The sequence below is a fragment of the Streptomyces sp. NBC_01808 genome, assembly GCF_035917395.1.
Taxonomy (GTDB): Bacteria; Actinomycetota; Actinomycetes; order Streptomycetales; family Streptomycetaceae; genus Streptomyces.
In genome coordinates this window covers 7549940-7571696 of sequence record NZ_CP109072.1, presented here as the reverse complement: position 1 = coordinate 7571696, position 21757 = coordinate 7549940, and the positions used below count along the sequence as shown (strand labels likewise).

Annotated in this window: 20 protein-coding genes; 5 read left to right on the top strand and 15 right to left on the bottom strand. The window is 75.4% G+C overall.

Annotated elements, in window-relative coordinates:
* Nucleotide 1 precedes the first annotated feature (1 nt).
* The 6 genes from OG946_RS33255 to OG946_RS33230 all read right to left on the bottom strand — a co-directional run bounded on the left by OG946_RS33255 (nt 2) and on the right by OG946_RS33230 (nt 6181).
* A complete protein-coding gene (locus OG946_RS33255; RefSeq protein WP_326799649.1) occupies nt 2-529 on the bottom strand; it encodes a GNAT family N-acetyltransferase in 528 nt (175 codons plus the stop codon).
* Nucleotides 492-1658 carry a type III PLP-dependent enzyme gene (locus OG946_RS33250; RefSeq protein WP_326799648.1) on the bottom strand — a complete coding sequence of 389 codons (1167 nt, stop codon included), beginning with the start codon at nt 1656-1658 and terminating at the stop codon, nt 492-494. Before OG946_RS33250 ends, OG946_RS33255 begins: the two co-directional genes overlap by 38 nt.
* A gap of 68 nt (nt 1659-1726) precedes the next feature.
* Nucleotides 1727-3040 (bottom strand): DUF6271 family protein, encoded by a 1314-nt coding sequence (locus tag OG946_RS33245; protein ID WP_326799647.1) that lies wholly within the window; start codon nt 3038-3040, stop codon nt 1727-1729.
* Nucleotides 3022-4128: a phytanoyl-CoA dioxygenase family protein gene (locus OG946_RS33240; RefSeq protein ID WP_326799646.1), complete on the bottom strand. Its 1107-nt coding sequence runs from the start codon at nt 4126-4128 to the stop codon at nt 3022-3024. Before OG946_RS33240 ends, OG946_RS33245 begins: the two co-directional genes overlap by 19 nt.
* A 39-nt stretch (nt 4129-4167) precedes the next feature.
* Nucleotides 4168-5709 (bottom strand): glycoside hydrolase family 3 protein, encoded by a 1542-nt coding sequence (locus OG946_RS33235; RefSeq protein ID WP_326799645.1) that lies wholly within the window; start codon nt 5707-5709, stop codon nt 4168-4170.
* Nucleotides 5710-5875: 166 nt separating this feature from the next.
* Complete coding sequence (locus OG946_RS33230) at nt 5876-6181, bottom strand: DUF427 domain-containing protein (protein ID WP_326800440.1); 306 nt, start codon at nt 6179-6181, stop codon at nt 5876-5878.
* A 78-nt stretch (nt 6182-6259) separates the two neighbouring features.
* Between OG946_RS33230 and OG946_RS33225 the strand changes: the two genes are divergently transcribed.
* Nucleotides 6260-6574, top strand: a complete 315-nt coding sequence (locus OG946_RS33225) for a nuclear transport factor 2 family protein (protein WP_326799644.1) — start codon at nt 6260-6262, stop codon at nt 6572-6574.
* 73 nt (nt 6575-6647) lie between these two features.
* Nucleotides 6648-7313: a TetR/AcrR family transcriptional regulator gene (locus tag OG946_RS33220; protein ID WP_326799643.1), complete on the top strand. Its 666-nt coding sequence runs from the start codon at nt 6648-6650 to the stop codon at nt 7311-7313.
* Between the two features lie 21 nt (nt 7314-7334).
* Here the strand turns inward: OG946_RS33220 and OG946_RS33215 are convergent, their stop codons facing one another.
* Nucleotides 7335-8459, bottom strand: coding sequence for an aminopeptidase P family protein (locus OG946_RS33215; RefSeq protein WP_326799642.1), 1125 nt, complete (start codon nt 8457-8459; stop codon nt 7335-7337).
* A gap of 169 nt (nt 8460-8628) precedes the next feature.
* Between OG946_RS33215 and OG946_RS33210 the strand changes: the two genes are divergently transcribed.
* Complete coding sequence (locus OG946_RS33210) at nt 8629-8760, top strand: hypothetical protein (RefSeq protein ID WP_267898172.1); 132 nt, start codon at nt 8629-8631, stop codon at nt 8758-8760.
* Nucleotides 8761-8779: 19 nt separating this feature from the next.
* Complete coding sequence (locus OG946_RS33205; protein ID WP_326799641.1) at nt 8780-9376, top strand: TetR/AcrR family transcriptional regulator; 597 nt, start codon at nt 8780-8782, stop codon at nt 9374-9376.
* A gap of 103 nt (nt 9377-9479) precedes the next feature.
* Here OG946_RS33205 and OG946_RS33200 read toward each other — a convergent pair whose 3' ends face one another.
* The 3 genes from OG946_RS33200 to OG946_RS33190 form a co-directional block, all read right to left on the bottom strand.
* Nucleotides 9480-12650: an AfsR/SARP family transcriptional regulator gene (locus OG946_RS33200; RefSeq protein WP_326799640.1), complete on the bottom strand. Its 3171-nt coding sequence runs from the start codon at nt 12648-12650 to the stop codon at nt 9480-9482.
* Nucleotides 12651-12973: 323 nt separating this feature from the next.
* Nucleotides 12974-13129: a hypothetical protein gene (locus tag OG946_RS33195; protein ID WP_326799639.1), complete on the bottom strand. Its 156-nt coding sequence runs from the start codon at nt 13127-13129 to the stop codon at nt 12974-12976.
* A 147-nt stretch (nt 13130-13276) separates the two neighbouring features.
* Nucleotides 13277-13915, bottom strand: coding sequence for a TetR/AcrR family transcriptional regulator (locus tag OG946_RS33190; RefSeq protein ID WP_326799638.1), 639 nt, complete (start codon nt 13913-13915; stop codon nt 13277-13279).
* A gap of 98 nt (nt 13916-14013) precedes the next feature.
* On the opposite strand from OG946_RS33190, the gene OG946_RS33185 reads away from it, so the two are divergent.
* The gene (locus OG946_RS33185; protein WP_326799637.1) at nt 14014-15516 is read left to right on the top strand and encodes an MFS transporter; all 1503 of its coding nucleotides are present in this window, start codon (nt 14014-14016) and stop codon (nt 15514-15516) included.
* 71 nt (nt 15517-15587) lie between these two features.
* On the opposite strand, the gene OG946_RS33180 is transcribed toward OG946_RS33185, so the two are convergent.
* From OG946_RS33180 to OG946_RS33160, 5 genes are all read right to left on the bottom strand, one after another.
* Nucleotides 15588-16481, bottom strand: coding sequence for a universal stress protein (locus tag OG946_RS33180; RefSeq protein WP_326799636.1), 894 nt, complete (start codon nt 16479-16481; stop codon nt 15588-15590).
* A 163-nt stretch (nt 16482-16644) separates the two neighbouring features.
* A complete protein-coding gene (locus OG946_RS33175) occupies nt 16645-17361 on the bottom strand; it encodes an ABC transporter ATP-binding protein (protein ID WP_326799635.1) in 717 nt (238 codons plus the stop codon).
* Nucleotides 17362-17369: 8 nt separating this feature from the next.
* A complete protein-coding gene (locus OG946_RS33170; RefSeq protein WP_326799634.1) occupies nt 17370-18203 on the bottom strand; it encodes an ABC transporter ATP-binding protein in 834 nt (277 codons plus the stop codon).
* 136 nt (nt 18204-18339) lie between these two features.
* Complete coding sequence (locus OG946_RS33165; RefSeq protein WP_326799633.1) at nt 18340-20430, bottom strand: branched-chain amino acid ABC transporter permease; 2091 nt, start codon at nt 20428-20430, stop codon at nt 18340-18342.
* A 1-nt stretch (nt 20431) separates the two neighbouring features.
* Nucleotides 20432-21643, bottom strand: coding sequence for an ABC transporter substrate-binding protein (locus tag OG946_RS33160; RefSeq protein ID WP_326799632.1), 1212 nt, complete (start codon nt 21641-21643; stop codon nt 20432-20434).
* Nucleotides 21644-21757 lie beyond the last annotated feature (114 nt).

The following is a 21757-nucleotide window of genomic DNA, read 5'->3' as shown; positions in this document are numbered from 1 at the left end:
GTCATCGGCCCGCTTCCCTGGACATGTAGACCGCCCACGGGCCGTAGCCGGCCGGGGGTGCCACGTCGTAGTGCGGACGGTAGCCGCGGCGGGTCCAGAACGCCGCGGTGCCGGCGACGGCGACGAGGGAGATCCGGCGGAACCGCCGGGCGCGGGCGGTGGCGGTGAGCCGGGCGAGCAGGCGCCCCGCGAGCCCGGCGCCGCGCAGGTGCTCGGCCACGACGATGTCGTGCAGGTGCAGGTTGTCGGTCGCGTGCCGGGACTCCTCCGCGCCGCGCAGCTCCGGGCAGCGGAACGCCGGGTACGGCAGCGCCAGTAGGTAGCCCTCGGGGGCGCCGTCGGCGTCCAGCACGAAGCAGGTGCCGGGCGAGGCCCGGCCGCGGGACTCCAGGGCCGCGCGGCCCTCGGCGAGCGCCCGGCCGGCGTACGCGCGGTCCTCCAGCGCGGCGATGGCGCCCCAGTCGTGCGCGGTGATGTGCCGGATGCGCACGTCAGCCGGCGCGCAGGCAGGTGTGCGGTAGCGGGCCATAACCGTTGAACCCCCGGGTCATGTAACTGACGGCGTACGCGCCGCTGGAGAGGATCCACACCGGATCCCCGGACGCGGCCGCCCTGGGCACCTGCACCGGTACGCGGCCCTCCGCCACGACGTCGTCGCTGTCGCAGGTGGGTCCGGCGACGACCGCCGGCACCAGCTCCGCGGCGGCGCCGTGGGAGGGGAACACCAGCGGGTACTGCAACTGGTCCACCTCGTACAGGCCGTTGAACTTGCCGCAGCTCAGGAAGAGCCAGTAGCCCCGCCCGCCGTCCGGGTGCCGGCGCGAGGAGAGCCTCGCGACGTGCGCCCGGATCGCGCCGTGGTCGGCGACCAGGTGCCGGCCCGGCTCGACGACGAAGCGCAGCGGGTCGCGGGCCGCGGCGCGCAGCCGCGCCATGCCGGCGCGGATCGCCGCGAACGTCTCGTCCAGCTCCGGCACCAGCGGCCGGCCGCGCAGGTCGCGGTAGCCGAGCGCGGGCAGGCCGCCGCCGAGGTTGACGTGGTCGAGGTGGATGCCGCGCCGGGCCAGGGCCGCCAGCACGTCCGCGAAGGTGTCGAAGGCGCGGCGCCACGCCGCGGCCGTCATCTGCTGCGAGCCGACGTGCACGGAAAGACCGGCCGGGGTGAGCCCCGCGGCCCGCGCCCCGGCGAGCACCCGCACCGCCTCCTCGGGCGTGCAGCCGAACTTCCGGCTGAGCCCCCACAGCGCGCCCTCGCCGGTGGTGGCCAGCCGGCAGAACACCCGCGCGCCGGGGGCGAGTGCGGCGATGGCCAGCACGTCCTCGGGGCTGTCGGTGGCGAAGTCGCGGACGCCGAGGCGGTGCGCGGCGAGGATGCCGCGGTCGGACTTGACGGTGTTGCCGTAGTGGATACGGGCCGCGGGCGCGCCGGCGCCGAGCGCCTGCGCGACCTCGCCGGGGCTGGCGGCGTCGAACCCGGCGCCCTTCTGCGCGAGCCGGGCCAGCACCTCGTCGACGGGGCAGGCCTTCATCGCGAACCTGATGTCGACGCCGGGCAGCCGGCGCCGCAGTTCGTCGTAGCGCTCCTCGATGCCGGGCAGGTCGTAGATGATCCGGTCGTCGTCCGCGGCGGCGAGGGCGGCGCGCAGCCGCGCGGTCACGGCGGCGGTCGTCGCGGGGGGCGCCGGCGGGGCCGGCGGGGCCGGCCGCGGGGGCCGTACCGCCGCGGTCACCGGGCGGTCCCCGGCACGTCCGTCGCCGCGCTCGCCCGTACCAGCGGCTCCCACGCGGCGATCAGCAGCGCGAAGTCGGCCATGTCGCGGGCCGCCTCCGCCGGCAGGTCCGGGGCGCGGGCGGCCAGCACGCCCGCGAACTCCGCGTATCTGCCGCCGAGTTTGCGGTACGCGATCTCCAGGGCCGTCAGCCGCATGACGTTCTCGTCGCGGTCGAGCCGGGCGCTGCGCGCGACCAGTTCGCCGACGGCGGCGGCGCGCGGGCGGTGCCGGTCGTCGAGGAGCGCGGCACCGGCGGCGGCCAGTTCGTCGTAGACGACGTTGAAGTAGCGCATCGACAGCAGGAACTTGGCGAACCGCATCTGGTAGGCGGTGAAGCCGGCGCCGGTCTTCCGCTCGTCGGTGTGGTAGTTGACGATGTGCCGGTTGTGCAGGACGCCGGGCAGGGTGGCGTCGTGGACGAGGTGGAGGAGGAAGTAGTCGCTGCCGATCGTGTCGGTGGCGGGCGGCAGCGGTACGGCCTCGTACACGCCGCGGTGGAAGGCGACGTTGCACATGTCGACGCGCATCGGGTCGACGGCGCCGAGGACGGCGTGGTCGCCGCCGAACGCCTCGGTGCCCGCCCCCTTGAAGGACTCCTCGACCAGCGCCCGCTTGTGCTCCTCCGGCCAGTGCGGCGGCGCCCAGAGGCTGACGACGTCGTGGTAGACGGCGGGGTCGAGGTCGTGGATCTCGGCGATGTCGACGGACATCTCGCCGACGAAGGAGGCGCCGACGAGCGAGACCGGCTTGTGGGCGTGCTGCGGGTTCAGCGCGTCGGTGTCGACCCGCCGGGCCGCGTCGGCGGCGGGCAGGCCGAGGGTGGCGAGTTCGTGGTGGACGGGGAAGACGGGCCGGCCGCCGGCGGTCTGGTAGCGGCTGTCGGAGTCCCGGCGGTGCACCGAGCGGCAGCCGAGGGCGGCGGCGAGGAGGAACGCGCGGTCGGTGCAGGCGCCGTACGACACGGCGTCGGGCAGCAGCAGGCGCAGCAGCTTCTCCGCGCCCGCGACCCGGGCGCGGCGGAGCACGGCGGCGAGGAAGGTACGCTGCTCGGCCTCGCCGAGGTGGTGGACGACGACCCCGGGCACGCGCGGCAGCCCCGCGACCGCGGCGGCGTGGCCCGCGCGGTCGCGGTCGGCGGCCGAGTCGAGGATCAGGAAGTGCACCTCGGCGCCGAAGTGGGCGGCGGCGTGGACGGCTTCCTCGTGGACGGCGGCGATGGTGGCCGCGCAGGCGCGGTTCGTGGGCAGCGTCAGGCAGATGCGTGCCACGGTTCCCCCGTCCGCTCCGGCTCCGCCCCGGCCCGGCCCTCGGCGGTCCCGCCGGGCGCGGCGTCGGGCGCCGGCCCGTGCCAGGAGTCGAGCCCGAGGAGCTTGCGGCCGAGGCCGGTCAGCGCGGCCGGTCCGTACCGCTCGGACTCGTGCCGCCGGGAGTCGCCGAGCAGGGTGGCGTTCCAGTCGGGGGTGCTCAGGGTGCGCCAGGATTCGACGCGCGAGCGGCGCAGCCGCTCGTGCTCCTCCAGGGCGGGCATCATCGCGAGGTACTGCACGGCGCGTACGCCGCTTTCCGAGGCGTTCGCGGCGACGCCGTGGGCCAGCAGCCCGTTCCAGATGAGCAGGTCGCCGGCGGCCAGTTCCGGGCGTACGACGGGGAACTCGGCACGGTCGGTGTTCGGCCGGATCGGGTCGCGGTCCGCGGGCTGGGCGAGCTTCCACTTCTCGAAGTCGCGGAACAGCTCGGGCGCGCACTGGAAGCCGCCGTGGTCGGGGCGGGTGTCGTTGAGCGCGATGATGCCCTGCACGCGCTGCGGGAGGACGGCGAGGGTGGTGTCGACGTCCCAGTGCAGCTCGATGTCGAAGCCGGTGTCGGTGGGCTCGATGAGGGTGCGGCTGCGGTTGCCGACGTTGGGCGGGTTGAGGTTCAGCCGGTCGAGCGTCACCCACAGCTCGTCGCAGTCCCAGACGTCGGCGAAGGCGTCGTAGACGCGGCGGGTCTGGCGGCTGTCCCAGATCAACTGGTGCTGGTACGCCTCGACGAAGCCGTAGACGTGCAGGTCGCGGTCGAGGTCGGAGCGGAACTCGCGGTCCTCGTACCAGGTCTCGGGGCGGTCGGGGTCCAGGCCCTGGAAGTCCCAGGCGAAGTCGAGCAGCAGGGCGGCGGCTTCCGCGGGTATCGCTTCCCTGACCACCACGTAGCCGTAAGTCTGCCAGTGGGCGTAGTCCTCGTCGGACAGCACGCGCAGCGGCCGGGACTTGCGGATGTCGCGTAACGGGGTGCGGGCGAGGTAGGACTCGCCGTCGGCGCTGAAGTACGGGGTGTCGGAAGCGGCACGGTAAAGGTACGGGCCGGGGTCGGCCATGGAACGTCCTCCAGAAGTGGAACTCGTTGCGTGCTGCCGTCACACCGCGCCGGTGAGGACCTCGGCCGCGGCGATGCCGGAGACGCGCGTGGCCCCGTGGGTCGACAGGTGCACGGCGCCGAGCCGGTCCTCGGCGGGCAGCCCCATCTCGACGACGAGCGCGTCGGGCCGCCGCCGCAGCAGGTCGGCCAGGGCCTGCCACATCCACGGGTGGCGGGCGGCGTCGCGGACGACGACGACCAGCTCGCGGCCGTCGGCCGGGCTCAGCGCCCGGCCGTCGAGCACGTCCGCGGCGCCGCCGGCGGCGCCGGTCAGCTCGGACTCGCCGAGGCGCACCGACGTGGTGCCGGGGCGCAGGGCGCGCAGCGGTTCCGCGACGCCCCAGGGCGTACGGCCGTCGATGGCGAGGCTGGTGACGGGCGAGAACTCGACGACGTGCGGATCGCCGGCGAGCGGGAAGCGGGCCGGGCCCGCCGGGTCGTGGTGGACCCGGACGGCGCGGCGGGCGGCGACGAGGCCGATCTCGTGGTGGGCCCCGTCGCCGCCGCGGGGGTCGCCGGCCGGGACGCCGCGGGTCAGCGCGGCGGACCAGGCGGCGAACTCGTGCACCCGGGCAGCGGCCTCCGCGAGCCGCTCCTCGGGCAGGCCGCCGTCGCGCACGGCGGCGACGATGGCGTCGGTCAGGTCGGTGGTGACGGACTCCTCGGCGTTCTCGCCGCCGACGCAGACGGCGTCGACGCCGCCGGCGAGCGCGCGGACGGTGGCGCCGTCGATGCCGTACAGGTCGGAGACGGCGCCCATCTCGATGCCGTCGGTGACGACGAGGCCGGTGAAGCCGAGTTCGCCGCGCAGCAGGTCGCGGAGGATGCGGGGGCTGAGGGTGGCGGGGAGGGTGTCGTCGTAGGCGGGGATGAGCATGTGCGCCGTCATGACGGTGCGTACGCCCGCCTCCATGGCGGCGGTGAACGGCGGCAGCGCGGTGCGGGCGATCTCGCGGGCGTCGGCGGCGACGTGCGGCAGGCCATGGTGGGAGTCGACGCTGGTGTCGCCGTGGCCGGGGAAGTGCTTGGCGCAGGCGGCGACGCCCGCGGACTGCAGGCCGCGGATCCAGGCGGCGGTGTGCCGGCAGACGAGGTCGGTGCGGGCGCCGAAGGAGCGGACGCCGATGACGGGGTTCTTGGGGTTGGAGTTGACGTCGGCGGAAGGGGCGTAGTTGAGCGAGACGCCCATGGCGTGCAGTTGGCGGCCGATGTCGTACGCGACCTGCTCCGTCAGCTCGACGTCGTCGACGGCGCCGAGGGCGAGGTTGCCGGGGCGGGTGGCGCCGGTGCCGGCCTCGATCCGGGTGACGTCGCCGGCCTCCTCGTCGATGGCGATGATCAGGTCGGGGTTCTCGGCGCGCAGCTCGGCGGTGAGGGCGGCCACCTGCTCGGGGTGGACGATGTTGCGGCCGAACAGGACCACGGACGCCAGGCCCTCGCCGATTCTGCGGCGCAGCCAGTCGGGCGCGGTCGTGCCCACGAACCCCGGCTGGAGAACCGAGTTGGCAAGCCGGGCGAGTTCGGGGTTGTTGGCTGCCATGGAGACCTCCGCGGGAGCAGGGGCGGGACGGCGGCCGCGGCGGACTGCGGGGCCGGGCGCGCGACGGGTGCGAGTGGGGTGGAAGGCGGGTCGGAAGGGGCTGACGTGGCGAGGAGAGGCTTGGTACAGACCAATGCCGGATACTGGCCTATACCAATCGGGAGTGTCAAGGAAGTCCGCGATCCGGGCGGAGACGGAATGCCCTGCTCCGCAACGGTGGGCGGCCGGGGGCCGACCTGCGGGTGGCCTGCGGACCACGCTCCGGCGGGGCCCCGGGCAGCGGCTCCTCGTACGACCACGCCACGTCCGTGCGTTCCGGCGTCCCCTCGCCGCCGTACGTCCGGTACGACGCGAAGCCCTTGTACGGGCACCCCGTGCGGGTCTGGACTCCGTGGCGTAGGTCGTGGTGGACGTGGTCAGGCGGGGCGGCTGACCGCGGGCCCGTCCGGCGAGGGCCGCGGGACTGCGGCAGCGGCGAGCCGGCGGGACAATGGGGGGAGGTGGCGCACGCGGCGCGTGCGCGTCACGGCAGCAAACCCGGAGGTGCCCCATGGCCGCCCAGCCCACCGACCCCGTCGTGGCCGCCTTCGTCGCGGCGCTCAACGCCGGCGACAGGGACGCGTTCTTCGCGCTCCTGACCGACGACGCGACCATGACCGACGACGGCACCGAGCGGGACCTGGCCGCGTGGACCGACAAGGAGATCTTCTCCGCCGCCGGCCACATGGACGTCGAGTCCGTCGCCCCCGACGGCCGGTCGCTCGTGGCCACGTACACGAACTCCACCTGGGGCGGCATGCGCACCCGCTGGTCCTTCACCGTCGACGGCGACCGCATCAGCCACTTCGACACCGGCCAGGCGTGAGCCTCCGCGCCGGGCGCAAACCTGCACCTGGTGGAGAAATCCTCCCAGGATACCCGTTTGCTACGGTGACGCCGTGGACGGCAAACCAGGGCTGCGCGAGCGCAAGAAGCAGCGGACCCGGGAGGCGCTCTCCGAGGCCGCGGTCAGCCTGTTCCTGCGGCACGGCTTTGCCGCGGTCTCCGTCGCCCGGGTGGCCGAGGCGGCGGAAGTGTCCAAGCGCACGCTCTTCGCGTACTTCCCGAGCAAAGAAGACCTCGTCGCACACCGCCTCGCCCATCACGAGACCGACGCCGCCCGCGCCGTACGGGACCGCCCGCCGCGCACCGCACCGCTGGCCGCGCTGCGCGAGCACGTCCTGCGCGGGCTGCGGGAGCGGGCCACGGCCACCGGGCTCGACGACCGGCCGGAAGTCCGCGCGCTGTACCGGATGATCCTCGACACGCCCTCGCTGGCGGCCCGGATGGAGCGGTTCAGAACCGGCGCGGAGCGCGCGCTGGCCGACGCGCTGCGGGAGACCGCGGCCGTCCCCGAGCCGACCGCGCGGCTGGCCGCCGCCCAGATCGTCGCGGTGCAGTGGGCGCTGGCGCGGGAGAACGCCGAGCGGATGGCGTACGGGGAGTCCGCGGACGACCGCTTCCCGGGCGCGGTGGCGGCCGCCGAGCACGGGTTCGCGCTGCTGGAGAACGGGCTGCGCCGGCTGCCGCGGACGCGCGGGCGCCGCCGCGGCCGCACGGGCTGAGGACCGGCTGAGGACCGGCGTCTACGACACGATCGCCATCTCGCGGGCGGTGTCGTTGAGCCGCCGGCCGCCGGTCTCCGTGACGGTCACGATGTCCTCGATGCGTACGCCGAAGCGGCCCGGCAGGTAGATGCCGGGCTCGACGGAGAAGCACATGCCGGGCACCAGCGGCTGCTCCTCGCCCTCGATCATGTACGGCGGCTCGTGGGTGGTGGTGCCGATGCCGTGCCCGGTGCGGTGGATGAAGTACTCGCCGTAGCCGGCGTCGTCGATGACCCGGCGCGCCGCCCGGTCGACGTCCTGGCAGGCGGCGCCGGGACGGACGGCGCGGAAGCCGGCCTCCTGCGCCGCGCGTACGACGTCGTGGATCTCCCGCTCCTCGGCGGTGGGTTCGCCGACGTGCACGGTGCGGGTGGTGTCGGAGCCGTAGCCGTGGACGAGGCCGCCGAAGTCGAGGACGACCATGTCGCCGTCCCGGATGACCCGTTCGCCGGCCTCGTGGTGCGGGTCGGCGCCGTTGGGGCCCGAGCCGACGACGGTGAAGTCGACCTGGGAGTGGCCGAACCGGCGCAGCAGCGCGGCCAGTTCCGCGGCGACGTCGGACTCCTTGCGGCCGGCGAAGCGCGCCTTCCTGATCTCCTCGTACGCGGCGTCCGCGGCGGCGCCGGCCGCGGCCAGCCGCGCCAGCTCGGCGTCGTCCTTGACGGCGCGCAGCATCGGCAGCCCGTCGGAGACGGCGACGTAGGCGGAGTCCGGCAGTTCGCGCTGGAGCCCGAGCAGGTGCAGGGCCCAGGCGTCGTCGCTGACGGCGTACCGGCCGCGGGGGTCGAGCAGCGGTGCGGTCACGGCGTACGGGCTGGTGCCGTCGGTCCAGTCGCGCAGGGTGAACGCCGGTCCGCCGGCCGCCTTGGCGGCGTCACCGGCCTCCAGCTTCGGCACCACCAGCACCGGATCCGCCCCGGGCGCGAGCACGAGCAGGGTGAGCCGCTCGGTGGCGGCGGGCGGCGCGTAGCCGGTGAGCCAGAGGAGGTCGGGGCCGGGGGCGACGAGCAGCCCGGCGAGCCCGGCGCCGGCGGCGGCGCGGGCGGCGTGCTGCATGCGGGCGCGGTAGTCGTCGGCGGTGAACGGGGCGAAGTCGCCGGTCATACGGGCTCCTCGGGGCTCTTCTGGGCTGGTCGGCGGGGTGGTCCTGGCTGCCATGAACGTACTCCCCGCACCGCCGTGATGCACGTAACGCAAGTCAACTTGCATTAGGGACCGCCCGGGTCGTACCTTAAAGCAAGACCTACTGCGTTAACTGGCTGGAGGCACCCCGATGGTTCTCACCCCGGACTTCTGGACGCTGTTCACCGTGTTCGCGGCCGGCGGCATGGCGCTCACCGCCGCGACCGCGGCGCTCGTCGCCGCCCTCCCCCGCACCCGCGCCGACCGGCCGGCGCCGCACTGACCTGCGCTACGTTGGCGGGATGCCGGAAAGCAGCCGCCAGCCCGCCACCGCCGCCCGCAGAACGGGCGGCCGCAGCGCCCGCGTCCGCGCCGCCGTGCTGCAGGCGACGGTGGACGTCGTCCTGGAGCGCGGCGCGGACGCGCTGTCGATCGCCGAGGTCGCCCAGCGCGCCGGCGTCCACGAGACGTCGATCTACCGCCGCTGGGGCACCAAGTCCGCCCTCGCCCTCGACGCGGTCCTCGACCGCACCCGCACCGACCTCCCCACCCCCGACACCGGCGCCCTCCGCACCGACCTCCTCGCCCTCCTCCACGACACCGCCGCCTTCGTCCGCACCCCGCTGGGCGGCCTGCTGCTGCGCATGGCGGTGCAGGAGGACCTCGCGGAGTACGAGGCGGCCCGCGACCAGTTCTGGACCACCCGGTTCGCGGTCGGCGCGACGGTCCTCGACCGCGCCGAGTCCCGCGGCGAACTCCGCCCCGGCGTCGACCGCCGCCTGGCCTTCGAGGCCCTGACGGGCCCGCTCCACACCCGCCTGCTGCTGACCCGCGAACCACTGGACGAGGCCTTCCTGGAGGGCACGGTGGACCTGCTGCTGGCGGGCATCGGCACCTGAACACCGGTGCGGCGACCGGCGGTTCTGCGACAAGGGCGGCCGGCAACGCGGAGGACACGCCCGGCCTCCCGCGCGATCACCCGGGCCGGCCGCGGCGCCGTGGTCAGGAGCCGGTCAGGCCGTGATCCCGTAAGAGACGCAGCAGCCTGTCGGCCTCGTCGTCCGCCTCCGCGCTGCGGTAGAGCGCCACCGCCCGCGCCGCGTGCCGTCGGGCGTCGTCGATGCTGCCCGAGGTCAGCGCGAGCAGGGTCAGCCCGGAGAGGGCCTGCGCGGCGCTCCGCGGGATGCCCGCGTCTTCGGCGATGCGCAGCACGGACTCGTACCGCTCGCGCGCCGCCGACAGCCGGCCCGACTCCCGCTGGACGTCGGCGGAACCGAGGAGGGCGCTCGCGCGCTCGTACGGGGTGCCGATCGCGCGGGCGATCCGCTCGGCCATGGAGAAGTGCAGCAGCGCCTCCCCGCGGCGGCCGCCGGCCGCGTACGCCCCGCCGAGGCCGAGGAGCGCGTTCACCTCCCCCAGGGCGTCCCCGGCGGCGCGGTGGCTGGTCAGCGCCCGGTGGAACGACTCCAGTGCCCGGGAGGTCTGGCCGGTCGCCTGGTAGACCTCACCCATGTTCGTGGCGAGTATCGCCAGGTCACGGCGGGCTCCGTGGCGCTGCATGAGGGTCAGCGACTGCTCGTAGTAGTCCAAGGCGGCCTCGAAGTGGCTCTGGAGACGGCGCAGATCGCCCAGGTTGTTCAGCGCCTGCGCCTCCCCGTACGCGTCGCCGAGCGCCCGTTGCAGGGCCAGCGTCGCGCGCGCGGTGCGCAGCGCCTCGGCGTGCTGCCCTCCGTGCAGGAGGGCGAGGCCGCGTACGTTCAGGCAGGCCGCCTCTCCGTGCCGGTCACCCGCGCCGCGGTACCGCACGAGGGCCGCGTCCAGGGCCCTGAGCGACTCCTCGCCGCCGCCCGCCGCGAGCTGGGCCCTTCCGGTCTGCAACAGCGCGTCAGCGTAGCCGAGTTCGTCCTCGCCACGGCGGAACTCAGCCAGCGCCTCGCGGGCGTTGCGCAGGGCCTCCTCCGGGTTCTCCTTGGCGAGCTGCGCCGCGCGGTCCACCAGCGTGCGGGCCAGGGTGGCGGTGTCGCCGCGGGAGCGCAGGACGGCGAGGGCCGTGTCGTAGAGGGCGGCCGCGGGCTTCCGGGCGCCCCAGCGCTCCAGGGACGGGGCGAGTACGTGCGGGAAGAGCGCCGCCGTCGCCGGGGACGCGGTGGCGGCGTGGGCGGCGGTGGCCAGGAGGTTGGCCCGTTCCACCGACAGCCAGACGGACGCCACGTCCGCGTCCGCGAACTGCGGTGCGTACGGGGAGACCAGGCCGGGCGGCAGCGGCAGGATGCGGTGGTGCGGGTGGGCGAGGCGGGTCGCGCGGTGGGCCGCGGTCAGGTAGTGGGCGGCGAGGCGGTCGAACGCCGCCTGGCGCGCGGCGGGTTGAAGGGCGTGGTGGCCGGCCTGGAGGCCGAAGGCGCGGGTGAGGTCGTGGAGGCGGTAGCGATCGCGTACGGGCTCGTCCAGCAGGTTGCAGTCCTGCAGTTCGTCGATGCTGCGCCGCGGCCCCGCCGGCGGCACGTCCGGCGCTGCGCCCACGAGCGCCAGCACCGCGGTCGGCGGGAGGTCGGGACCGGGGGCCAGGGCCAGGGCGCAGAGCATCTCCCGGGCCGGGGCGCTGAGTTCCTCGTACGACAGCCGGAAGGCGGCGGCCACCGCGGGGTCCAGTTCGTCGAGGGGGTCGGCGGCCTGGCTGAGCCGGTCGAGGAGGTGCGGGAGGTCCCAGGAACCGCGGTGCCGGAAGCGGCCGGCGAGCAGTTGGACCGCGAGCGGGTTGCAGCCGCAGGCGGCCACGACCCCGGCCAGCGTCGCGCCGTCGCCGGGCAGCCGGGCCGCGCCGACGACCCGCGTGAACAACTCCGCCGCCTCCGCCGCCGACAGCACGTCCAGGTGCAGTTCCTCGGCGCCGTCCAGCCGCAGCCGGTTGCGGCTGGTGACGATCGCCCGGCAGTCGGGCGAGGCGGGCAGCAACGGCTCGACCTGCGCGGCGTCGCGGGCGTTGTCGAGGACCAGGAGCAGCCGCCGGCGCGCCGTCCACTCCCGCCACGCGCTCGCGCGCTCGTCCAGCGTGTCCGGCAGCCTCGGTGCCCCGCACGTCTGCAGCAGCACGGCCAGCGCCTCGGCCGGGTCGTACGGCTGCTGCCCGCTGAAGCCGCGCAGGTCGAGGTAGAGCTGCCCGTCGGGGTACGCGCGGCCGAGCCCGTACGCGACGTGGACGGCCAGGCTGGTCTTGCCGACTCCGGGCATCCCCTGGATCAGGGTGAGCGGTAGCGCCCGCTTCTGCCGCCCGCCGTCCGCCGCCCGCGTGCCCGCGCCGTTGAGGAGCAGGCTCAGCTCGCTCGTCCGGCCGGTGAAGTCGTGGGTGTCGCGCGGCAGGTTGGTACGGGGCGCGGGCGTCACCGCCGCATCGACCGGGGTGCCGGCGGCGGGCGTCGGCGCGGCGAGCAGTTCGCGGTCCTGCTCCAGGATGCGCCGGTGCAGGTCGCGCAGCTCCGCGGAAGGCGCCATGCCCTGCTCCTCGTCGAGCCTGCGGTGCGTGGTGCGGTAGAGGTCGAGGGCCTCGGCGTGCCGGCCGCAGCGGTACAGCGCCAGCATCAGGGAGGCGACGAGCCGCTGGGCGAGCGGGTTCTCGGCCACCAACTCCCGTAACTCCCCGATCAGATCCGCGTGCCGGCCCGCCTCCAGCTCCAGCCGGATCCGCTGCTCCCGCACCCGGCGCAGCTCCTCCAGCAACCGGGCGCGGGTGGCGGTCGCCCACGTCCCCGGGAACTCGGCCAGCGGCTCGCCCCGCCACAGCGACTCCGCCGCGCGCAGCAGCCCGACCGCCCGCCGCCGCTCGCCCTGCGCGACGGCCGTCGCCGTCTGGGCCCGTAACTCCTCGAACCGCAGCAGGTCGACGCTCCCCGGCCGGACCCGCAGCCGGTACACGCCGGGCGAGGGCCGCTCCAGCTCGATCGCGTCCCGGTACGGCTTCAGCCTGCTGCGCAGCCGCGAGAGCAGGCTGTGCAGCGTGCCCTGCGCGCTCGGCGGCGGGGAGCCGTCCCAGACGCGCTCCGTCAGCGCCTCGGCGGTGACCGACCGCCCGCGCGCGTGCACCAGTACGGCCAGGACGCAGCGCTCCTTGACCGAACCGAGGTCGCGGCGCTGCTCGCCCTGCCAGAGTTCCAGCGGTCCCAGAGCCCGTAGTTCCACGCGTCGCTCCACCATCGACCCGCGGGACCTTCGCCCCGCGGTCGGATCCCCTCCGTGGTGGCGGCGCCCCGCCCGCACGCCGGGGACACCACACCATCGCCACGCCGGTACGGATGCACCAGGGGAGCGGGCCGGGGCGCACGGATGCGCGCCGGGCGCGCGAGGCCGTCCCGGCCGGAGCAGACGGACGGGGAGCGGCAGGGACCCGAAGCGAGCGGCCGCGCGCTGGTACACGTCCCCGCCGCACGGCCGAGGCGCGCCGCGCACGGCTCGGCGCGGCACCACCGGCTACCGGTGCCGCCGCGCCGACTCGACAGATAGGGTCAGACCGACAAGCCCGCGACGGGGCGCCGCAGGACAGGGCGCTGCACGGAACGCACCGCACGGCCCAGCACCCGCCACATCCACTGCCACGGGCCCCAGATGAAGGCGGCGAGGTCGTACCCGGCCCTACGGCGGCGGCTGGACGTGATGATCACGTGCGTCTCCTCGATATCGCGTAGCTGACCCACCGGGACCACCGGCGCGCCCGGGACGAGCAGCACCCTACCCGGCCGCACATTCGACGGATGCCGGTTCGACGCACTGATGAGCAAATCTCGGCCCACCTGTGCCCCTCAACTCGCCTACCCGCCCGCCGCCGGGGCCTCGAAGGCCGCCGTCAGCAACGTCGTGAGGCGCTCCACGTCGTCCTGGCCCGTCGGGTCCGCCGGGGGCGGGCCCGGGTGGAAGTCCGCGAGGGTGCCGGACTGGTGGAGGGCCAGCAGGCCGACCATGGCGCGGTAGCGGTACGCGACCTCGGCCGGCGTGAGATGGGGCAGCGCCGCCGTGAGGGCGGCCAGGTACTCGCCTTCCACCGGGGCGACTTCCGCGCCGAAGAGGCGGCGGATCGCCGGGTCCGGTTCGCAGACGACCCGGCCCAGGAAGCGGCGCAGGTCCGCGCCGCCCGCCCCGGGGTCGCCGACGTGCGCGCCGGTGGTGACGAAGGCGCGCACCAGGTCCGCCGCGCCCGGGGGGCCGGCGCGGGTGCGGAGTTCGTCGAGCAGGCGCCGGCGTTCGCCGTTGACGGCGGCCATCGCGCGTTCGACGACGGCGCGAAGCAGCCCTTCCTTCGAGCCGAAGTGGTAGTTCACCGCGGCCACGTTCGCCTCCGCGGCGTCGGTCACGGTGCGCAGGGAGGTCGCGGCGAACCCGTGCTCGGCGAACAGCCGCTCGGCGGCGTCGAGGAGGCGGGTGCGGGTGGCGGTGGAGCGTGGCGTGGACATCGTCGGGAGTTTAAACGCTCGCTTGAAGACGGCGACGATCCCGTGGTAGAGATTCAAACGATCGCTTCAATCGTTCGTTTGATGCTCCGGAGTGCCCCATGCCGCCACCCGCCGTCGGCCCCGGCCGCCGCACCGCCGTGCTCACCGTGATGTGCCTCGCCCTCGCCGTGGTCGTCGGCATGCTCGCCTCGTTGCTCGTGGCCGTGCCCGGCATGGCCCGCGACCTCGGGGCCACCGAAGCGGAACTGCAGTGGGTCATGAACGCGTACGGCGTCACCTTCGCCGGTCTCCTCCTCGCCGGCGGCGCGCTCGGCGACCGCTGCGGGCGCAAGGGCGTGCTCCTCACCGGGCTCGCCGTCTTCGGCCTCGCCTCCGGCGCCGTCCTGCTGATCGACGACGTGACCCTCCTCATCGTTCTCCGGGGTGTGGCCGGGGTGGGCGCCGCGCTGGTCATGCCGATGACCCTGTCGATCATCACGGCCGTCTACCCGCCGGAGGGCCGCGGACGGGCCGTCGGCATCTGGTCAGGCGTCAGCTTCGGCTCCGCGCTGCTGGCCGTGCTGCTCGCCGGCGGGCTGCTGGAGGCGTACTCGTGGCGGTCGGTCTTCGCCGTCAACGCCGGGCTCGCCGCCGTCGCCCTGCTCGCCGCCGCCGTGCTCGCCCCCGCCTCCCGCGCCGCCTCCGCCGCGCCGCTGGACGTCGTGGGCGCCCTGCTCTCGGTGACCGGCATCGGCGCGGTGGTCTTCGGCATCGTGGAGGGGCCGGAACGGGGCTGGGCGCACGGCGCGGTGCTCGGCGGCTTCGCCGTCGGGGCCGCGGCGCTCGGCGCGTTCGTACGGTGGGAGCTGCGCACCCCGTATCCGCTGCTCGATCTGCGGGTGTTCCGGCTGCCCGGCGTCTCGGCCGGGTCGCTGATCATCACGGCCGAGACGCTCGCCATGTTCGGGTTCTTCTTCCTCGGTCTGCAGTACCTCCAGGAGATCCTCGGCTATTCGCCCATACGCGCCGGGCTCGCGCTCGTCGCGATGGCCGTCGGCGCCATGGTCTTCTCCCCCGTCGCACCCGCGCTGGCCAAGCGGTACGGCATGGCCGTCGTCATCGGGCTCGGCATGGCGCTGATCGCCGCCGGGCTGCTGGTGCTGGCGGCCGTCGTCGGCGGCTCCGGGATCTGGGGCTTCCTCGTCGCCACCGCCGTCCTCGGCGCGGGCGTCGCCTTCGCCGCGACCCCGGCGACGGAGGCGATCGTCGCCGCGCTCCCGGACGGCAAGCAGGGCGTCGCCTCCGCACTCAACGACCTCACCCGCGAACTGGGCGGCGTCCTCGGCATCGCCGTCCTCGGCAGCGTCTTCAACTCCGCCTACCGGAGCGAGGTCGGCCGGGCCGCCGAGGGGCTGCCGGACGGTGCCTCCGGCACCGCCCGCGACTCGCTGGCCGGCGCACTGCGCGTCGCCGACGAGGTCGGGGGCGCGCGGGGCGCGGAGTTCGCCGGAGCGGCGCGGGAGGCGTTCAGCTCCGGGATGTCCAGCGCCCTCGTCGGCGGGCTCGCGGTCGTCGTCATGGGCGGCGGAGTGGCGGTCGCGCTGCTGCGGCGGGTCCGGTAGCGGGGTCAGGCAGCGGGCGGGGGCGGTCCTCGCGGGACGAGCACTGGGCCCCGCCCCCTTCGTACGGGCCGTCAGCCCTTGTCCCGCTCCGCCCGTACCACCGCCACCGGGCAGTCCGCGTGGTGCAGCAGCGCCTGGCTCACCGAGCCCAGCAGCATCCCGGTGAAGCCCCCGCGGCCCCGCGCGCCCACGACCACCAGCGACGCCTCGCGGCTCGCCTCGATCAGCGCCTCCCGGGGCCCGCTTCGCAGCACACGGCGGTCGACGGACACGTCCGGGTAGCGCTCCTGACGGCCCGCCAGCGCCTCGGCGAGCACGCGCTCCTCGTTCGCGGCCAGGTCGCCCGACCCGCTCGCGTACGGCGCCGCCGGGTCCTGCGGCGGCGGGAACTCGGCCCTCCACGGCGACCAGGCGTGTACGGCGACGAGGCCGGTGCCGCGCATCGACGCCTCGGCGAAGGCGAATTCGATGGCCGCGTCGCCGGACGGCGAGCCGTCCACGCCCGCGACCACCGGACCCTCGCGCGCCGGGTAGCCCTCGCCGCGTACGACGAGCACCGGGCAGTGGCCGTGCGCCGCCAGGTGCACCGCCGTCGAGCCCAGCAGCAGGCCGGCGAACGCGCCGAGCCCGCGGCTGCCGACGACGGCCAGCGCCGCGCCGCGCGACTCCTCCGCCATCACCGGCAGGGTGTCGCCGGTGACGACGGCGCCCTCCGCCTCGACGTCCGGTCCGGCCTCGCGCGCGTGCCGTACCGCCTCGGCCACCACCTGCTCCGCCTGGTTGCGCAGCCCGCCCTCGGGCGGGCCCATCGACGACGGCTCCAGCGGCACCCGCATCATCGGCCAGAAGAAGGCGTGCACGATGCGCAGCCCGGTGCCGCGCAGCCGCGCCTCGCGGGCCGCCACGGCGACGGCTTCCAGGCCCTCGGGAGACCCGTCGACGCCCACCAGCACCGGTGCACTCACCCTCGGCCTCCGTCCGCGCGCGCGGCGCGCGGGGCGCCGCTGGATCCACGTATGGTCACCAGGCTTGCCCACCGCCACCGGTCCCGCCAGCCGGCGGCGGGTGAGCGGGTGAGCGGCGCCGTCCCCGCCTCCGAGGCGTTACGGGCCCGGCGGCTCCCCCGCGTCAGTGCGCCGTCAGGGCCAGCGCCTCGTGCAGTTCCGCCGGGTCCTTCCGCACCCCGGGACCGGCCAGCCGGGCCGTGACCCGGCCCGACGTCAGCACCGTCACCGTGTCGGCGCACTGCGCGGCCGACGCCGGGCTCGGCGAGACCAGCAGCACCGCGAGCCCCTCCCCCGCCAGCGTGCGGACCAGGTCGAGGATCTGCCCCACCAGCACCGGCGCCAGGCCCTCCGTCGGCTCGTCCAGCAGCAGCACGCGCGGCGAGCCCAGCAGCGCGCGGGCCAGGGCGAGCATCTGCTGCTCGCCGCCGGACAGATCGGTGCCGCGGTGGGTGCTGCGCTCGCCGAGCCGGGGCAGCAGGTCGAGCACCCGTTCCGGCGTCCAGGGGCGGACGGCCCCGCCGTCGCGGGGCGGGCGGTGGGCGAGGCGGATGTGCTCGGCGACGGTCAGCCGGGCGAAGACCCGGCGGCCCTGGGGTACGAGGCCGACGCCGGCCCGGGCGATGCGGTGCGCCGGGCGCCCGGTGACGTCGCGCCCCGCGACCTCGACGGTGCCGGTGGCCGGGCGCAGCAGGCCGGCGACGGTGTGGACGAGGGTGGTCTTGCCGGCGCCGTTGTGGCCGACGACGGCGTGCACGCTGCCCTCGGGGACGTCGAGGTCGAGGTCGTGGAGGACGGTGCCGCCGTGGTAGCCGGCGGACAGCCCGGAGATGCGGAGCATGGGTCGGGTCACCTCTTGGCGCCGGTGTCGTGGGCGTCGGCGGCCTCCGGAGTGCCGGCGGGCGCCGGGGCGTCGGCCGTGGTGGCGGCGTCGAGGTACGCGCTGCGCACCTCGGGCAGCTCGAAGACCTCCCGCACTCGGCCGGAGGCCAGCACCCGCCCGGTCACCAGCACCGTGACCGTACGGGCCAGCCGCGCGACCACCTCGGTGTTGTGCTCCACCAGCAGCACGGCGATGTCGTCGTCCAGGGCGCCGAGCACATCGAGCAGCCGGACCACGTCCCGGTCGGTGAGCCCGGCGGCGGGCTCGTCGAGCAGCAGCACGCGCGGGCGGGCGACGAGCGCGGCGGCGAGGTCGAGCAGCCGGCGCTGGCCGTGCGACAGCGAGCCGGCCGGCCGGTCCGCCACCCCGGCGAGGCCCACGTCCGCGAGCCGCTCCGCCGCCGCCGCGGCCAGCCGCCCGCGGCGCGCGCTCCGCCGCCAGGCGCCGCGGCGCTCGGGGTGGTGCCGCCAGGAGGCGAGCAGCACGTTGTCGAGGACGGTCAGGTCCGCGATGGCGGTGGGCTGCTGGAAGCTGCGGGCCACGCCGAGGCGGCTGCGCCGCGCGGGTGCGGTACGGGTCACGTCGCGGCCGAGGAAGGCGATGGAGCCCTGGTCGGGACGCTCGGTGCCCGCGATGAGGTTGAGCAGGGTGGTCTTGCCCGCGCCGTTCGGCCCGATGAGGGCGTGCCGGGCGCCGACGGGCAGGTGGAGGGAGACGTCGTCGACGGCGGTGAGGCTGCCGAAGCGGCGGGTGAGACCGGCGAGTTCGAGGGCGGTGGATGCGGCGGCGGGTGCGGTCACGGGGTGCCCTTCCGTACGCGGGCGGCGGGGCCGGATGCGGTCACACTGCCGCCTTCCGTACGAGGAGCGGGGCGGCCGGCGGCGGACGCCGCCGTCCGGCCCGTACGACGGGCGGGACGGCCCGCGGTGCAGGCGGTCATGTCGTCCCCTTCCGTGCCCGGGCCGATGGGCCCGCCTCCGCCGGCTCCGGCGGATCCGGCGGCTCCGCGTCGCCCGGACTGCGCGGCGCGGGCAGCCGCCCCGCGGCGGCGCCGTCGTCCTCGCCGTCCGCGGCGACCACGCGGGGTGCCCCGGACACCAGCCCGGCGAGCCCGCGCGGCAGCAGGTAGACCGCCGCGACGAACAGCACGCCGAGCAGCAGCGGCCCGTGGCCCGGCCACGAACCGGCCAGCCAGTCGCGGGTGTAGACGATGAGCCCCGCGCCCACCAGCGCGCCGATCACCGACGTGATGCCGCCGATGACGGCCGCGAGCAGCGCGAGCGCGGCGATCTCGAAGCCGACGTCGGCCGGCGAGACGTAGCTCTGCACGGCGATGAGCAGCGAGCCGCCCGCGCCCGCGAGGGCGCCCGCGCCGACGTACGCCAGCAGCAGGTACCGCGTCACGGGGTGGCCCGAGGCGCGCATCCGCTCCTCCGCCTCCCGCGAGCCGGTGAGCAGCTTGCCGGCCGGCGAGCGCAGCAGCACCAGCGCCACGGCGACGACGCAGACGACGACCACGGCCGCGTACTGGTAGATCGCCAGCTCCTCGAAGAGCGGTTCGCCGCCCCAGAACGCCTGCGTGGAGGGGAACCCGGCGAGGCCGTCGGTGCCGCCGGTCACGGACTTCCACTGGCCGATGGCGATGGCGGTCAGCTCGCCGACCGCGACGGTGATCATGAGCACGGTCGTGCCGCGGGCGCGGATCACCGCGGGGCCCGTCACGACGCAGAACGCGGCGGCGACGGCGGCGGAGATCACCACCTGCACGGGCCCGACCGTCCAGTCGTTCTCGGCGAGTTTGGCGGTGGTGTACGCGCCGACGGCGAACGGCGCGGTCTGCCCGAGGGTGGGCAGCCCGGCGTAGCCGGTGACCACGGTGACGCTGACCGCGAGCAGGCCGAGGGCCAGGGCGTAGCCGGCGAGGGAGAGGGCGTACGCGTCGAGCATCGTCGGCAGCACGGCCAGCACGACGACCAGCGCGAGCAGCGGGCCGGCGGCGCGGACCGCCGTGGCGGCCCGCCCGGCGCCGGTACCGCCGGCAGCCGCCGCCTTGGCCAGGCGCGCCGCCCGCATCCCCCGCCAGGGCCACGGCACTTGCGCCAGCCTGCGGCGCAGCCGCTCCGCCGGGTCGGGCGGCGGGTCGGCGTCGTGCTCCGGGCCGTGCGGCTCGGCGAGCCCGCGTCCTGAGCGCAGGATCAGCACCACGGCCATCGCGGCGAAGAGCAGGTACGGCGCCCAGTCGGGGGCGACCGACACGCCCAGCGTCTGCACCTCGCCGACGCCGATGGCGGCGACCAGGGTCGCCCACAGCGAGCGGAGCCCGCCGAGGACGACGACCACGAGGGACAGCATCAGCACGGTGTCCCCGGTGCCGGGACCGGGGCCGATGATCGGCGCGCCGAGCACGCCCGCGGCACCGGCCAGTGCGCCCGCGGCGGCGAGCACGCCGGTGTGCACGACCCGGGGGCTGAGCCCGGTGGTGGCCAGCATCTCGGGGTCGTCGGCGGCGGCCCGTACGGCGGCACCCGCGCGGGTGCGGGTGAGCACCCAGGTGCCGGCCGCGGCGAGGACGACGGCCATGACGATGAACCCGAGCCGGTAGGCGGGGTAGCGGTGGCCGAGGAGGTCGACGGAGGTGTCCAGCGCGTCCGGGATGCGTACCGGCATCTCGTCCGCGCCGAACCCCTCCACGAGCAGGTTGCCGCCGATCAGCGCGAGGCCGAAGGTCAGCAGCGCCTGGTCCAGATGCCCCCTGCGGGCGAGCGGCGCCGTCGCCGCGGACAGCAGCGCACCCGCCGCGCAGGCGGCCGCGGTGCCGGCGACGAGACCGAGGACGAGGCCGCCCCAGGTCCCGTCGCTCAGCTCGGCGCCGGTGTAGGCGCCGACCGCGTACAGCGTGCCGTGCGCCAGGTTCAGCACCCCGGCGGTGCCGAACGCCAGGCTCAGGCCGGCGGCGACGACGAACAGCAGCAGCCCGTAGGCGACGCCGTCGACCGCCGGCACGAGCTGGGCATCGAACGCCCCCATGTCAGTCGCCGAGCGTGGCCAGGTCCTGGACCGTGACGTTGGAGAGTTGCTTGCCGTCCTTGCGGACCTCGCGCAGGTACCACTTCTGCACCGGCGCGTGCGACTTCTTGCCGAACGCCCAGATGCCGCGCGGGCTTTCGATCTGGCCCAGGCCGCCGAGGGCGTCGTTGATGGTGTCCGAGTTCACCTCGCCCTTCTCGGCGGCCGCGCCGATGGCCATGTCGAGCACGGCGGCGGCGTCGTACGAGGCCACGGCGTACCCGGTGGGCGCGGTGTCGTGCTTGGCGTTCCAGTCGGAGACGAACTTCCGGTTGGCGTCGTTGTCCAGGTCGGACACGTAGTTGGAAACGGACTGAATGCCCTCGCCCGCATCACCCTGGGCCTGGAGGATGCTGCCCTCGGTCAGCGAGCCGGAGGCGTACAGCGGCAGGTCGGCGACGTCGGACTGGGCGTACTGCTTGACGAAGTCGATCGCGGCCTTGCCCGCGTAGAAGGTGTACACCGCCTTGGCGTCGGACTGGGCGATGTCGGCGAAGTACGGGGTGAAGTTGGTCGTGTCGGGGAACGGCGTCCAGGTGGTCTCGCCGTCGGAGTTGGCCAGTTCGCCGCCGATCTCGGCGAAGGTGTCGGTGAAGCCGCCGAGCTGGTCGTAGCCGCCCTGGTAGTCGGGGCCGATCGCGTAGACCGGGCCGTCGACCTCGTCCTTGACGTACTGGGCGATGGCGGTGCCGTAGTCCTTCGACAGGAAGCTGGTGTGCCAGACGCGGGAGACGTCCTTCAGCTCCGGCCGGCCGTTGGAGCTGACCAGCGGGATCTTGTTCTGCTCCAGCATCGGCAGCACCGCCTGGTAGGAGCCGTTGGCGACGATGCCGGTCATCACGTCGACCCGGTCCTTCTTCACCAGCTTGGTGGCCGCCGGCACGGCGGTGGGCGGGCCGTCCCCCTCGTCGCCCACCGACAGTTCGACCTCGCGCCCGCCCAGCTTGCCGTTGTGCGTGTCCAGGTAGAGCTGGAACCCGTTGCGCAGGTCGGTGCCCACGGCCTCGTACGTACCCGAGAGGGCGGCCAGCAGACCCACCTTCACCGTCTCGTCGCCGGAGCCGCTGTCGCCGCCGCTGCAGCCGGCGAGGGCCAGCGAGACTGCTGCTGCTGTGGCGGCGACTGCCCGGGTTCTGCTACGGCCGGGGCGGCGTATGGATGCGTTGACGAACACGAAGGCTCCCGAGGGAAAAATGAGGGATGGGCTGGGGGTTGATCCGGGGGGGGTCGGGGGTGGGGCAGAAGGGTGGGGACGACGACACGCAGACGGACGACGGAGCTTGCGGCC